The sequence below is a fragment of the Gammaproteobacteria bacterium genome, assembly GCA_013214945.1.
Lineage (GTDB): Bacteria > Pseudomonadota > Gammaproteobacteria > Enterobacterales > Psychrobiaceae > Psychrobium.
Window position 1 is genome coordinate 95,789 of record JABSRT010000010.1, and the last position, 13,814, is coordinate 109,602.

Consider the following 13,814-nt stretch of genomic DNA (forward strand, 5'->3'; position numbering starts at 1 on the left):
TAGGAGTTAAGCTTGCACTGCCATTGCTTGCTGATAACCTTGCAATAACTGTTGCCACTGCTGCGGACCAAAATGAAAAACGCCAAGTTGGGCTAATTCTTTCTCAAAAGAGCGTAATAACCGGTCGAGGTTTTGCTGGCACCAGGCACCAGCCTCGGCTTTTATTTCACCGCGATCAAAATCAATTAACCAAGTTTGCTGGTTGTTGTCGATCAAAATATTGTGGGCATTTAAATCGGCGTGATAAACCCGCGCCCGATGAAATTCTGCAATCGTTGCACCAATCGCCGCCCATTGCGATTCTGTTAGCGGCCCTTGTGTTAACAAGGCCACCAGATCCTGACCATTGTCGACCATCTTCATCAGTAAATCGGCCCGATAAATTAAGCCAGTTTTGGTCACTTGCGCTGCCACAACGCGACAAGCCGGTAACTGCAGTCGCTCTAATTCCACCAATAACGAAAATTCGCGATAAGCCCTAGTTTGTTCGATACTGCTAAACCAATAACAATCTGTTATTAATTTACCAATTAAACCGCCACGATAATAATGGCGTAATACCATAGCCTGCTCTGGCAGGCCGACAAACCAGGTGACATTACGGCCATGAGATTGACCTAAAATCTGCTGTTGTTGCTGCCAATACGAGGGCATAAACCACGCCCGATCGACCACGGCGTCTAAATGACCAATAAGCCACTGATTATCTGATTGTTGCAGGTGTAAAACCACAGAGAAATATCCATCGAATAATTTTCGCTAGTTTAGCCTAATCGGCGACGGGTTTATACCTAAGCGATTTGACGATTCATTTAGAACTTATGATAAACTCAAGATCTCTGAGACAACCAATAAGTTTACCGCCATGAATTACCCCGGACATCAGCCGCAATCTATTTGTATTCTACGTTTAAGTGCCATTGGAGACGTCTGCAATGCTGTCGCCGCAGTGCAAGCCATTCAGCGCCGCTGGCCAGAAACAACCATCACATGGGTGATCGGTAAAGTAGAAGCTATGCTGCTTGAAGGATTACCAGGGGTCGAATTTATTATTTTTGACAAAAAATCCGGCTTACAAGGTTATAAAGAACTCAAGACAACGCTTAAAGGTCGCCAGTTCGATGTTTTATTGCAAATGCAGGTCGCGCTGCGAGCTAGCCTCGCCAGTTGGTGCATCAAAGCCAAGTACAAAGTAGGTTTTGATAAAAAACGAGCGAAAGAAGGCCAATGGTTGTTTGGTAATCGTAGAATTAAGGCACAAATAAAACCTCACGTACTCGACGGTTTCATGGCCTTTGCCGAAGTCACAGGGGTAACAGATCTCACTCCGCAATGGCAAATGCCACTAAATGAGCAAGACCTCAACTGGGCCAATCAACATTTTGATCCCGATCGCCGAACTTTAGTTATTGCACCAGCCGCCAGTAAAGCCGAGCGAAATTGGCAGGCTCAGCACTATAGCGCTATTGTTAACTATGCTCACGATAAAGATTGGAATGTTATTTTATGTGGCGGTCCGACAGCATCAGAGCAACAGCTTGGACAATTGATCAATGATAGCTGCGAGCAGCAACCACTAAATTTAATTGGTAAAACAACGTTAAAGCAGCTGCTAGCAGTATTAAAACAAGCTGATGTGGTGTTAGCGCCAGATACCGGCCCAGCACATATGGCCGTCACCGTAGCTACGCCAGTTATTGGTTTATATGCGCACAGTAACCCTGCGCGAACAGGCCCATATAGCTATCAAGAGTTTGTCGTTAGTACTTATATTGAGACCATCGTAGAGCAAAAGAAAAAACCTATTTCGATGATCAAATGGGGCACCCGGGCTAAAGGCGAAAACTTAATGGACACAATTAAAGTCCAAGACGTAAAAAACAAACTAGAAACGATGATTTTAGAGCTTGATTTGGCCCCAAAACGTTATGGTGGTTTCGCTAAAAAAACTCAATCATAAAGATGGCCCAGGTGTAAGTTCTGCAGTAAGGCTAAAATTTTTGAGCGCCTACAACGTGAGGGCGCAATATCTACTTTCCTGAAGCCTTGCTGCAATACGGGGCTATCATGTCCCTAAGTAAATTATAGCTTAACAATCAAGAGATAAATTAGGCTTAATGCGCCCGAGATTAATCATGCTATTGACCACGGTCGAGATATTAATCACAATAGCGAAAAGTTTTAATCGCAATATCTATTAGGTAACCCAATGCATACAAAAGCAATATACCCAGGAACATTTGATCCCGTCACTAATGGTCATATTGATTTAGTTGAGCGCGCCTCAAAATTATTTACCGAAGTCATTGTTGGTGTCGCTAATAGCCCGAGTAAAAAACCGCGCTTTACACTTGAGCAGCGAGTAAATTTAGCTAAGGCTGTTACTCAACACCTTGATAATGTAACTGTAGTTGGCTTTAATGGCTTGCTGGTTGATTTCGCAAGGCAGTATCAAGCCACCGTATTAGTTCGTGGCCTGCGCGCGGTTTCTGATTTTGAATATGAATTTCAATTAGCCAATATGAACAGACGGCTACACCCAGATCTTGAAAGTGTCTTTTTAACCCCATCGGAGAAAAATTCTTTTATTTCATCGACACTAGTAAAAGAAGTTGCGCTACACGGTGGCGATGTCAGCCAATTTGTCCCTGATATTGTTTCTGATGCGCTGAGTCAATAAGTTATGAAAGTAGTTCGTCTAAAATAAAGGTCTAGTTATGTGGGATTTCCTAATAATAACTATCTAGTGATCATAATCACTTTTAAAACGACTGATAGACTTGATCAAAATACCCTCATCTCATAAGATGGCTTGGAATACTTTAATATTATCTGGGATGGGATGTGAACAAAGAAAATGTTGCGCTAGTTCTAACGAGCTGTAATCGATTTGATTTACTTGAAATGACTTTAGCCAGTTTTTTCAAATTCAATACTTACCCTATCTCTCAGCATATCATCATTGAAGATAGTCATAATCTAGTGCAATTAACAAAAGTGCTAGATAAGTTCCCTGCTATTGATTTCATCGTATTAAATAACGATCCTCAATTAGGTCAAATGAGAAGCATTGATAAGGCTTATGCATGTGTAACTGCTGAGTATATTTTTCACTGCGAGGACGATTGGGAGTTTTATCGAGAAGGTTTTATCGAAGACTCATTTGACGTCCTAAAATCAGATGAAAAAATTGTAACCGTTTGGCTACGAGAACAAAATGATACTAATGAGCATCCAGTTGAACCAGAACTTTTCGACAGCACTTCCACCAAACCCATACAATATCAGATCATGTTACGTAACCATAAGCGTCGGGCTAATTCAGCCCTGTGGCACGGCTTTACATTTAATCCAGGCTTGAGAAGGCTGTCTGACTATCAAATACTTGCACCTATAGGTGAATTGGCTGGTGAACTTAACATGAGTGAGATTTATCATCAAAAAGGCTTCAAAGCGGCAATTTTCCCAACGGGTTATGTGCGGCATACAGGTGACCATAGGGGGATCAGGTATAAACTCAGCCAAAATCAGCTAGCTAAAGATTTTTCGGTTTTCTGCAAACGAATTAGCGCTGCGTTCTGTCGAATTTTCGGCATTTAATTTACATTAAAAAGTACAAACCCTTGAAGCCAATTAATTTTTTTAGCGACCACTAATTGGCTATACCTATCTGGATTAATACGAAGTCAGTTTGTTCCGAATAGGTATCGCTGGCATAAGCCACAGCCTTTTTAGCAACAGCTCTTTAGCTAAAAATAGTGTATAAGTTCAAATGATGATTAATTATACTTCTCTTGAACTTACCTGCTAACGCTCAAAGAAAGTAAGTCGTCCATCATTACCTAACGTTTAATCTTAGGTAATGATGGGATATTATTGCGATGATGAATAAGCTCCAGTTCGAAATGGATTTTTTGTACCCAGCGCTTCAACCGATGTTTTTTTGCCTCTCTACGGTCGGACACTTGATTAATTTCACTGCCAAAATCTCCATTTAAGATAGGAGACGGCTGTGCCACAAAACATCTTAATTGTTTCTCGAACCAATACTGAATTTCAACATCGATTGGCCTAGCGATTGGAAATGCATGAGCCATTAACTTCTCAGCTCCAGATAGAGAAACAAATTGGCCAGTATTAGTAGAAGGTATTTTCTTGGCGGTACTCAATGACAAGTTGTCACCTATTGATACCGTATCAATTACTTTTTTTACCTTACTACCATGAGACAATTTAATATAATCCCAATCATTAGATATCATCGGAATATTTTTAATATATCCGTTAATATGCTCAGTCAAAATAGCATCGTCTTCCAAAATTAATGCATAATCTAGCTGCTCAGCGATAATTTTCTCATAACAACGCACGTGGCTTAAGTAACATCCAATTTCACCATCATTTAATATCTTATGGTACTTTTGTAGGTTAATGTCTAGATCGAATATTTCGCTCTTTTCTTGCTTGCTTAAATCACTTCCCCGCACAGCGGACACACGCTCAAATTCAAGGCCAAGTTTGTCGAATTGCTGAGCAATAGACACCAGTCGATCTTGACTTGAGTCTAGATTAATCACAAATATTTTAAATTTAACTATTGCCATAATATAATTTAACTCGTGTAAATTAGTAATAGATTAGAACTATAAAGCTCCACTATTGTTCTCTCTTGTTAACCTTAACCGATTGATCCACTTGAAGCTCATACAATTTAGCTTCTTTCATAAATGCATAATAGGCCAGAATAATCGACAAAATAAAACCGCGCTTACCAGAAAATATTTTTCGCTGAAAAAGCAACTCTTTAATAAAAACTAATGGGAAAATAAATAACAACTTAATTATCGAAAAGTTTTTATTTTTATCAAATTTTTCCTGAGATTTTAGCGATGAGTATAAATTATTCTTATGGGTTAAAACTTCAATATTACCATAACCATAATGCGTCAACGTTTCACTGATAAAAAGCTCTTTCCCTTCTACCGTAGCGCTTTCATGTACCAGACGACTACTATCGAAACATGCTAAAGATTTTTTATATAATCTATTGTTATTAGGTTTCTTTGACCAAGAAGATAGCGCTTCACCCATAAAAATATCATCACGTAAGCAACGGATATTAACGTACTTATCCTGAGTAACAAGCTCTTTGAAGCGCTCTGCTAAAGCAGGAGTAACCTCTTCATCGGCATCAAGATTCAAGACCCAATCATGACGGCATAACCCCATGGCAAACTGTTTTTGTTTTGCATAACCAGGCCAAGAGTTTACAACAACAGTTGCACCAAGCCCTTGTGCTATTGCTACTGTACGATCACTACTACCAGAGTCCACAACAATAATCTCATCAGCAAAGTTCACGCTTTGAAGTGCTGTCGCGATATTTTTTTCTTCATTCAACGTAACAATAAAAACACTGATCGGTAGTTTTTTCATATAATCATCTCTTAAACTTGAACTAATATTTCGGTAATTAATATTTATATACACCAAAAATTGGCAGCCCTGCCCATATATTAAACACAAAAAACGCTAAAATTTAAGATCTTAGCATCAAAAACTAATTATCTTTAATAAAAGATATACTTGCTTATCTGACCGGTCTGCAATTGAATTATTCCAAAATACATATTTTAAGTAGCGTAGCAGGCATGCTGACTTATGGAGTAACCACAACTTGTGACTTTTAAAACAACTATAAGCTCAGACTCCGCATTTAGTCTTATTTTCTGAGCCATTTTGGATGATAGTTTAGAGTGCGTCGCTTAGTATAACCGGAAGCCATAATAACAGTAAGATTTTAGCTACGAATAACTACCCTTTCGGCATTACATCAGCAGTGCGCGAAGTTTATCCCTGTAATACGCCAATAAAAAACAATGTTTCAACACAAATTTTTATTTAAACAAGAAACTTTCATTTCTGGCAATGCTCACAAAACACGCTTGCCCGCTGACCAATTTTTAGCTCTTGCAATATTTGTCCACACTGAGTGCACGCTTGGCCACCACGCCCATAAACATGCAATGATTGGGCAAAGTAACCTGGCTTGCCATCGGTCTGGCTGAAATCTTTAAGCGTGGTACCGCCCTGCTTAATCGCAGCGACTAGCACGTTTTTGATCACTTCAACCAGCTTAGACAATTGCTTTTCCGGTACCTGATTGGCTGGGGTCCGCGGATCAATTCCAGCTAAAAACAATGCCTCATTTGCGTAAATGTTCCCCACGCCAACCACCACAGGGTTATCCATAATAACCTGTTTTATCACAGCCTTACGCTTTTGACATAGCGCAATTAAATGGCTCGCATTAAAATCATCAGTCAGAGGTTCTGGGCCCAACTTACTAAATACCTGGTGTGTTTGTCCTGGCGCCGCGAACAACAAAGCCCCAAAACGACGCGGATCATTCAAGCGTAAAACCTTGTCGGCCACCACTAAATCGAAATGATCATGTTTTTTTAAGGCACTATCGCGCGCAATGACCCGCAAACTGCCCGACATGCCTAAATGAATAATAATATCGCCAGCGGCCGTTTCAATAATCAGATATTTCGCGCGGCGCGAGACATTAATAATACGCTGGCCGATCAGTGTTTTTAGTTGCTCAGTTGGAATATCCCAGCGTAATTTTGGTGTTCGAACGATTATATCGCTAATCACTTGCTGATTAAGATGTTGGCTAACGCCTAATTTACTCACTTCAACTTCGGGTAATTCAGGCATTATGACTCTTTAACTAATTCAAGCGACTGCAACGTTAATTGCGCAATTTGTGTTGATGGAATTTTCCACGTGGTTTGGCTCAAGATATCGGTAACCAATCCCGCCGTTGGCTGAACCCACAAGCGGCGAGGCTCTTGCGCTGCAGCTAACCAAATCACGACGCGGTACCCCTGCTCATCGCTACTAACAAGCATAATATCGCCAGTTAGCCCTAACCAACGATCAATCAATAGTTGCGTTGCCTGTTGGCCTTGCTCGCCACTAAGTGATGCCTGAGACGACGTAACAAGCCAATTGCGCCCTAATCGTTCTATAGTGCCGCTAGGGTATTCCACCGTTAAAATCATGCTGCCAGCAGGTAATACAGGCGCAGATTCACCCTCAGCGTTATCGACTAACTTATTACTCATGGTATTAAAAATAAGAATCATCGCTATGCATGAAAAGATTAATACATTGTTCCAGGTGCGCTTGGTTAGTCTCACGAGATTACTCTCTGATTTAAAAGATCAGTTTACCGTATTTTGGTCACAAAAAAAGCCCGGTATTAACCGGGCTTTTTTTTGAGGTTAGATAACCTCGTACTAAGATCAAATAGCAATTACTTGATTTTAGCTTCTTTGTACATAACGTGCTTACGTACAATCGGGTCGAACTTTTTAAGTTCTAGTTTCTCTGGCATAGTGCGTTTGTTCTTATCAGTCGTGTAAAAATGACTGCTAGCACTTGAAACTAATTTAATTTTTTCGCGCATTTTTTAATTCCTTAAACCTTTTCGCCACGGGTACGCATTTCTGCTAATACCACATCAATACCTTTCTTATCGATAATACGCATACCTTTAGCAGTAAGACGTAATTTAACGAAACGATTTTCACTCTCAACCCAAAAACGGTGAGTGTGAAGATTTGGTAAAAAACGACGACGCGTGTGGTTTTTTGCGTGCGATACGTTGTTACCTGTAATTGGTCTTTTACCAGTTACTTGGCATACTTTAGACATGTCAGTCCTCCAAAAATAAACTTCTAAGCTCGAGCTTTTAATGTGCCCCGTTTGGCCGTCGCCCGAGGCACAAATGAGGGCGCGTATCCTACAGCACATTAAAATTCAAAGCAAGCAATGTTCAATAATGAGACGATATAAGTTGCTTTTTCGCCTCAAAACAAGAATTAGTTCACAAAAAACGCTCCAAAAGTCCAAAAGAACCTTGGTCGCTATATTAGCCCGTTATCTGCAAAAGAATACGGATTTCCAAAGCCGATAATGACATGATCTAGGATCGATACATCAATCAATATTAGTGCCGCTTTTATTCGATTAGTGATGCGAATATCAGACTGACTCGGCTCGGAAATTCCCGACGGGTGATTATGACTTAAAATAACCGCCGCAGCATTATATTTTATCACTTGGCGAACAATTTCTCGCGGATAAACATTTGCCGCATTAATTGTACCGCGAAATAGTTCCTCGCATTGCAGCACTTGGTGCTGATTATCAAGGTAGATCACAACAAAGCTTTCATAAGGTAAATTGACCAATTTCGCCTGTAAATAATCCATCGTTTGCGCCGAACTGGTTAATGCCACAATTTGTTGTAGTTGTTGTTTAAGGCAGCGCTTAGTTAGCTCGGCACTCGCCTGTAGCTGCGCATATTTGGCCTCCCCGAGACCAACCTGTTGGCAAAATTCAGTTTTAGACGCCTGTAATAAGGCCGGTAAACTACCAAAGTTGACCAACAAATTATTGGCCAACGCCACGGCAGATAGGCCCCGCACACCTGTGCGTAAAAATATCGCCAACAATTCTGCATCGGATAAGGCGCTTGCGCCCTGTGCTAATAATTTTTCTCGCGGCCGCATTTGTTGTGGCCAATGTTTGATCGACATATACGATTCCCAACCAGTAAAGTTCCCTTTGCGGATCCCACCGATAAATCACAGTGAACCTTCGAGTTATTGGTGGTGAACGGTTATTAGTATGGACAAAATTCATTAACTTGACTGAAGTGTGATATCTTATTGGCCATAAGTTAATGGTTATGCTGGTTAAATATACACGTGAAAAATAAAAAGATCGTACTAGGCATCACAGGCGGTATCGCCGCCTATAAATGCGCAGAATTAGTTCGTCGCCTTAAAGAACGTGGCGCTGATGTTCGTGTGATCATGACTCATGGTGCAAAAGAATTTATCACCCCACTGACCTTGCAAGCCGTTAGCGGCCATCCGGTCAGCGATAGTTTGCTTGATCCTGCTGCAGAAGCCGCAATGGGACATATTGAGTTGGCAAAATGGGCCGATTTAGTACTCATTGCGCCAGCTACCGTTAACGTTATCGCCTCGATTAATGCCGGGTTAGCCGGTGATTTACTCACCACAGTATGCCTAGCGACGGCGGCACCCATTGCGATTGCGCCGGCGATGAATCAGCAAATGTACCGAGCAACTGCAACTCAGCACAACATTACCAATTTAAAAGCCCGCGGAATAAAAGTATGGGGCCCAGGTAGTGGTGAGCAAGCTTGTGGTGATGTTGGGCTAGGCAGAATGCTAGAACCGATGCAATTGGTTGAACTTGTTCAGCAGCATTTTCAACCTGCTCAGCCTAAGTTTAAAATATTAATCACCGCTGGCCCAACGAGAGAAGCGATTGATCCTGTTCGTTATATTAGCAACCACAGTTCAGGAAAAATGGGTTTTGCATTAGCTAAGGCTGCCGCTCAGCTCGGTGGCGAAGTCACTTTAATTAGCGGCCCTGTTTCATTAACAGCGCCAGAGAATGTCACTCGCATTGATGTTGTCAGCGCCAAGCAGATGCACCAACAAGCGCTAGCGAAAGCCGGACAGGTGGATATTTTTGTTGGCTGTGCCGCCGTTGCTGATTACCGCCCTGTTGCGATTGCGGATCAAAAAATCAAGAAAAATGATGACCAAATGACCATTACCATGGTTAAAAATCCTGACATTTTGCAAGATATATCATTAAGCAACAACCGCCCTTTTTGTGTTGGTTTTGCTGCTGAGACTCAAGATGTTGAAACCTATGCCCGGGGTAAGCTCCAGCGCAAAAAACTCGACTTGATTGCCGCCAATAATGTTGCAATCGCCGGCCAAGGCTTTAATGCCGATCAAAATGCCCTGACCCTATTCTGGAAAGATGGCCAACTTGATCTGCCTTTGGCCAACAAAGAACAATTAGCTACTAAGTTAATGGTTGAAATTCTTAGCCATTTCCATAACAAATCATAAGCAGGACTTTCGCTACATGGCCGTCACAAAAAAAATAAATCGTCGCGAGCAAATTTTACAAGCACTAGCCCACATGCTTGAAACGCCAGGACGGCGCATCACTACCGCTAGTTTAGCCAAGGAAGTCGGGGTTTCAGAAGCGGCGCTTTATCGCCACTTCCCTTCTAAAGCCCGGATGTTTGAAGGGCTAATTGAGTTTATTGAACAATCGATTTTATCGCGCGTTAATATTATTACCAGTGATGAAAAAAACACCTTGTTACGTTGTTATCGCTTAATTCAGCTTATTTTACTGTTTGCTGAAAAAAATCCCGGCATTACCAGAATTATGACTGGCGACGCTTTATTAGGCGAACACGACAGGCTTAGAGAACGCATGTCGATGCTCTTTGATAAGCTAGAAACTCATCTTAAGCAAATATTGCGCGAACGTAAATTACGTGAAGGAAAAAGCTTTGATATTGATGAAAGTCAGTTAGCCAACATGCTACTCGCTTATGCCGAAGGGCGGATTACTCAGTACGTACGCAGTGAGTTTAAGCTTAAACCGACCGACGGTTTTGAACAGCAATGGCAGCAGTTTGCTAAATTACTTGGCTAACGTGGCGCCACATCTAGCATTGTGCCTAGCGCATCCATTTACAAAGCACAGCAGCCATCGAGCACCCAGCCTGCAGTGTTTTACCCTTAACGATCTGAGGAGTAAGCAGATCGTTAAGGCCAGCGGCATCTAAGTGACTAATCATGTATTTAATAACTTCGGCTAACTATATCGATTCGGAACTGCAGTCAGAATTTGGCGCAATACCACCCTGCTTTTTACCGGTTGGCAATAAGCGGCTATTTTATCATCAACTTAAAACAATACCATCGGATCAAACCGTGGTAATGATGCTGCCACAAGGCTTCACGCCTGAATGCTATGATTTACAATTTTTGCAAAAAAATCAGATTATATTATTGTATTTACCGACCCACCTTAACCTCGGTGAATCAATTGCCTATACGTTAAACTCATTAAAATTAGATCACGATGAGCCACTGTATATTTTACACGGTGACACTTTAATTGACGACATGGCGAGTACACCTAATACCCTTGGTGTTAGTAAAGTAGCGGAAAATTACAACTGGTCAGAATATCAAATAGAGACAGGCTTACTGCTGCGTTGCGATCCCAACGATCATAATCGCAGCGACTTAATTGCCAATGGTTTTTTTAGCTTTGCCGCCCCTAACATACTGATTAAACATATATCGCTGGCCAAGTGGGACTTCATTGAAGGCGTTAATGGCTATCAGCAAGAAGTAGGTATGCAGGCGGTACTTAGCCAACGCTGGCTTGATTTTGGTCATATCCAAACCTATTATGCATCCAAATCAGCCATCACCACACAACGCGCGTTTAATGAAATGAAAATTAACCAGCGAGTGGTCTGTAAAACCAGCAGCAAAGCCAATAAATTAGCAGCAGAAGCAAACTGGTACCGCAATATTCCAGGGCCACTAAAAATATATACTCCACAATTACTTGGCTGGCAGCACCATGCGAACAGCTTTGAATACAGTATTGAGTACCTGCATTTAACCGCGCTCAACGAACTTTACGTGTTCAGTAAATTGCCAGCTTTTGCGTGGCGAAAAATTATTAATGCCTGCTGCCAATTTATCACCGACGCCCAGCAGTTTGCTGCGCCAGCGAACGCGATTCAAGCCAACATCGAGCGATTATTTACCTATAAAACACAGCAGCGGCTGGCAGATTACGCCCTGACTAATCGAGTTGATTTAGACCAGTCCTTAACTATTAATGGGCGGCAGCACCTAAGCCTAACGCAATTATCAGTTGCAAGCCAAAAACTATTACCTACTGATAATAAACTCAATAACGTCATTCATGGGGATTTGTGTTTTAGTAATATTCTTTATGATTCTAGAACCGCTTCAATTAAAGTGATTGATCCCCGCGGCATCGATGAGCACGATAAACCAACCATTTATGGCAACAGTTGGTATGACATCGCCAAACTAGCTCACTCAATTATTGGCCTTTACGACTTAATTATTGCGGGTTACTTTACCGCTAATCGCGCTGGCAATAAGCTAAGTTTTGATCTTGCCATTACCGAGCGGCACGAGCAGATATCGGCTATTTTTATTGAACTGATTGCTAAAGAGTTTGAGCTGTCGGCCAACCAACTTTATGCGATGCAAATTCAATTATTTTTATCAATGTTACCGCTGCATGACGACAGACCCGATCGCCAGCTGGGTTTTATCTGTAATGCTTATCGGCTGTACGACAAAATAACAAACTGATAGCTCGTTTTTTATTTTATTAGTCCAGTTAAAACAACCAACAAAAAGCGCAGCGCTAGCTTAAAACATCTTATCGATGCTCCAAGCTAGCAGGTAGATAGAATTATACGCCGTACTGATCGCGATAAGCAGTTACACTTGCTAGGGTGTCTGTGAGTTCACCCTTTTCGGTCAAATAGCCAATTAAATCGGTCAGAGTAACAATTGAAATTACGGTCGCACCGTAGTCACGCTCAATTTCCTGAATGGCAGACAACTCGCCTTTCCCTTTCTCTTGACGGTCAAGGGCAATTAAAACCCCTGCCAACGTTGCGCCATTATCATTAATAATGTCCATTGACTCACGAATCGCCGTGCCTGCAGTGATCACATCATCCACTAACATCACTTTACCGGTTAACTCGCTACCGACTAAGCTACCGCCCTCACCGTGAGTTTTCTTTTCTTTACGATTAAAGCAATAAGGCATGTCGATGTCATGAACTTCGCACAACTGTAACGCCGTGGCACTAGCAATCGGAATGCCTTTATATGCAGGGCCGAATAATAAATCATAATCAATGCCACTGTCTATTAATGCTGCAGCATAAAAACGCCCTAACCGTGCTAAATCACGACCGGTATTAAACAAACCAGCATTAAAAAAGTAAGGACTGGTACGACCCGATTTTAAGGTGAATTCGCCAAATTTAAGCACGCTACGTTCTAGTGCAAACTCAATAAAATCAATTTGATATTGTTTCATGTTAGTTCCTTACTTCAGTGTTTCTAACTGTTTGGTGAATAAATCTTTAATGCCATCGTTCGCTAACGCCAGCATTGCTAGCAACTCATCATGGCTAAATGGTTCGCCTTCGGCGGTGCCTTGCACTTCAATCATCTTACCATTGTCGGCCATCACAACATTCATATCGGTTTCAGCCGCTGAATCTTCTGGGTAGTCTAAATCGCAAACCGCTTGGCCTTTATAAATACCAACAGACACGGCTGCAATCATATATTTTAGCGGATTTTTCTTGATCATCTTCTGTTCAAGCATGTAATTAATTGCATCAACCAACGCCACACAAGCACCAGTAATTGAAGCTGTGCGAGTGCCACCATCGGCCTGAATAACATCACAGTCGATAGTAATAGTGAATTCACCTAATACTTCAAGATCAACCGCAGCACGCAATGAACGGGCGATTAATCGTTGAATTTCTAATGTACGGCCACCTTGCTTGCCGGCATTGGCTTCACGGCGCATTCGAGAATGAGTAGAACGCGGTAACATGCCATATTCGGCGTTAATCCAACCCTGACCTTTGCCTTTAAGAAAACGCGGCACACCAGTTTCAACGGTGGCATTACACAATACCTTAGTGCCACCAAACTCAACCAATACCGAACCTTCTGCATGCTCAGTAAAATGACGGGTGAATTTAACGGCTCTGACTTCGTCATTAGCTCGGCCGCTTGGACGGATATTTGTTTCGCTCGATGCTGCTTGCTGGCTCATGGCTGTACCTTAATTAT

16 protein-coding genes are annotated in these 13,814 nt (G+C 41.8%); 6 read left to right on the forward strand and 10 right to left on the reverse strand.

The genetic code is table 11. The annotated features are described in order from the left end of the window. Positions 1–6: 6 nt before the first annotated feature. Positions 7–732, reverse strand: a complete 726-nt coding sequence (locus HRU23_09665) for a 3-deoxy-D-manno-octulosonic acid kinase (protein ID NRA54398.1) — start codon at positions 730–732, stop codon at positions 7–9. Positions 733–865: 133 nt separating this feature from the next. Here HRU23_09665 and HRU23_09670 point away from each other — a divergent pair, with 133 nt between their 5' ends. From HRU23_09670 to HRU23_09680, 3 genes are all read left to right on the forward strand, one after another. Next, on the forward strand, positions 866–1,960 hold the full coding sequence (locus HRU23_09670; protein ID NRA54399.1) for a glycosyltransferase family 9 protein: 1,095 nt from the start codon (positions 866–868) through the stop codon (positions 1,958–1,960). 249 nt (positions 1,961–2,209) lie between these two features. Continuing rightward, positions 2,210–2,680 (forward strand): pantetheine-phosphate adenylyltransferase, encoded by a 471-nt coding sequence (coaD, locus tag HRU23_09675; GenBank protein NRA54400.1) that lies wholly within the window; start codon positions 2,210–2,212, stop codon positions 2,678–2,680. A 164-nt stretch (positions 2,681–2,844) separates the two neighbouring features. Beyond that, positions 2,845–3,600: a glycosyltransferase gene (locus HRU23_09680; protein NRA54401.1), complete on the forward strand. Its 756-nt coding sequence runs from the start codon at positions 2,845–2,847 to the stop codon at positions 3,598–3,600. Between the two features lie 242 nt (positions 3,601–3,842). On the opposite strand, the gene HRU23_09685 is transcribed toward HRU23_09680, so the two are convergent. From HRU23_09685 to radC, 7 genes are all read right to left on the reverse strand, one after another. Next, the gene (locus HRU23_09685; protein NRA54402.1) at positions 3,843–4,604 is read right to left on the reverse strand and encodes a glycosyltransferase family 25 protein; all 762 of its coding nucleotides are present in this window, start codon (positions 4,602–4,604) and stop codon (positions 3,843–3,845) included. Positions 4,605–4,656: 52 nt separating this feature from the next. After that, entirely contained in the window at positions 4,657–5,436 is a 780-nt protein-coding gene (locus HRU23_09690; protein NRA54403.1) for a glycosyltransferase family 2 protein, read from the reverse strand. A gap of 480 nt (positions 5,437–5,916) precedes the next feature. Next, the gene (gene mutM / locus HRU23_09695; protein NRA54404.1) at positions 5,917–6,726 is read right to left on the reverse strand and encodes a bifunctional DNA-formamidopyrimidine glycosylase/DNA-(apurinic or apyrimidinic site) lyase; all 810 of its coding nucleotides are present in this window, start codon (positions 6,724–6,726) and stop codon (positions 5,917–5,919) included. After that, complete coding sequence (locus tag HRU23_09700; GenBank protein ID NRA54405.1) at positions 6,726–7,211, reverse strand: hypothetical protein; 486 nt, start codon at positions 7,209–7,211, stop codon at positions 6,726–6,728. The genes mutM and HRU23_09700 overlap by 1 nt, the downstream gene beginning before the upstream one ends. A gap of 116 nt (positions 7,212–7,327) precedes the next feature. Beyond that, the gene (gene rpmG / locus HRU23_09705; GenBank protein NRA54406.1) at positions 7,328–7,480 is read right to left on the reverse strand and encodes a 50S ribosomal protein L33; all 153 of its coding nucleotides are present in this window, start codon (positions 7,478–7,480) and stop codon (positions 7,328–7,330) included. A gap of 11 nt (positions 7,481–7,491) precedes the next feature. After that, positions 7,492–7,728: a 50S ribosomal protein L28 gene (rpmB, locus tag HRU23_09710; GenBank protein ID NRA54407.1), complete on the reverse strand. Its 237-nt coding sequence runs from the start codon at positions 7,726–7,728 to the stop codon at positions 7,492–7,494. Between the two features lie 212 nt (positions 7,729–7,940). Continuing rightward, the gene (gene radC, locus HRU23_09715) at positions 7,941–8,615 is read right to left on the reverse strand and encodes a DNA repair protein RadC (protein ID NRA54408.1); all 675 of its coding nucleotides are present in this window, start codon (positions 8,613–8,615) and stop codon (positions 7,941–7,943) included. Positions 8,616–8,780: 165 nt separating this feature from the next. Between radC and coaBC the strand changes: the two genes are divergently transcribed. The 3 genes from coaBC (at position 8,781) to HRU23_09730 (ending at position 12,296) form a co-directional block, all read left to right on the forward strand. After that, positions 8,781–9,977 (forward strand): bifunctional phosphopantothenoylcysteine decarboxylase/phosphopantothenate--cysteine ligase CoaBC, encoded by a 1,197-nt coding sequence (gene coaBC / locus HRU23_09720; protein NRA54409.1) that lies wholly within the window; start codon positions 8,781–8,783, stop codon positions 9,975–9,977. A 16-nt stretch (positions 9,978–9,993) separates the two neighbouring features. Continuing rightward, on the forward strand, positions 9,994–10,578 hold the full coding sequence (gene slmA, locus HRU23_09725) for a nucleoid occlusion factor SlmA (protein ID NRA54410.1): 585 nt from the start codon (positions 9,994–9,996) through the stop codon (positions 10,576–10,578). 143 nt (positions 10,579–10,721) lie between these two features. After that, positions 10,722–12,296, forward strand: a complete 1,575-nt coding sequence (locus tag HRU23_09730) for a capsular biosynthesis protein (GenBank protein ID NRA54411.1) — start codon at positions 10,722–10,724, stop codon at positions 12,294–12,296. 103 nt (positions 12,297–12,399) lie between these two features. Here the strand turns inward: HRU23_09730 and pyrE are convergent, their stop codons facing one another. Then, positions 12,400–13,041, reverse strand: a complete 642-nt coding sequence (pyrE, locus tag HRU23_09735) for an orotate phosphoribosyltransferase (protein ID NRA54412.1) — start codon at positions 13,039–13,041, stop codon at positions 12,400–12,402. A 9-nt stretch (positions 13,042–13,050) separates the two neighbouring features. After that, positions 13,051–13,764 (reverse strand): ribonuclease PH, encoded by a 714-nt coding sequence (gene rph, locus HRU23_09740; protein NRA54413.1) that lies wholly within the window; start codon positions 13,762–13,764, stop codon positions 13,051–13,053. Positions 13,765–13,814: the final 50 nt, after the last annotated feature.

Coding starts and splice junctions, on each gene's coding strand:
- HRU23_09670 (NRA54399.1), top strand. CDS start 866: ATGAATTACCCCGGACATCAGCCGCAATCTATTTGTATTCTACGTTTA.
- coaD (NRA54400.1), top strand. CDS start 2,210: ATGCATACAAAAGCAATATACCCAGGAACATTTGATCCCGTCACTAAT.
- HRU23_09685 (NRA54402.1), bottom strand. CDS start 4,604: ATGGCAATAGTTAAATTTAAAATATTTGTGATTAATCTAGACTCAAGT.
- HRU23_09690 (NRA54403.1), bottom strand. CDS start 5,436: ATGAAAAAACTACCGATCAGTGTTTTTATTGTTACGTTGAATGAAGAA.
- mutM (NRA54404.1), bottom strand. CDS start 6,726: ATGCCTGAATTACCCGAAGTTGAAGTGAGTAAATTAGGCGTTAGCCAA.
- rpmG (NRA54406.1), bottom strand. CDS start 7,480: ATGCGCGAAAAAATTAAATTAGTTTCAAGTGCTAGCAGTCATTTTTAC.
- rpmB (NRA54407.1), bottom strand. CDS start 7,728: ATGTCTAAAGTATGCCAAGTAACTGGTAAAAGACCAATTACAGGTAAC.
- radC (NRA54408.1), bottom strand. CDS start 8,615: ATGTCGATCAAACATTGGCCACAACAAATGCGGCCGCGAGAAAAATTA.
- slmA (NRA54410.1), top strand. CDS start 9,994: ATGGCCGTCACAAAAAAAATAAATCGTCGCGAGCAAATTTTACAAGCA.
- HRU23_09730 (NRA54411.1), top strand. CDS start 10,722: ATGTATTTAATAACTTCGGCTAACTATATCGATTCGGAACTGCAGTCA.
- pyrE (NRA54412.1), bottom strand. CDS start 13,041: ATGAAACAATATCAAATTGATTTTATTGAGTTTGCACTAGAACGTAGC.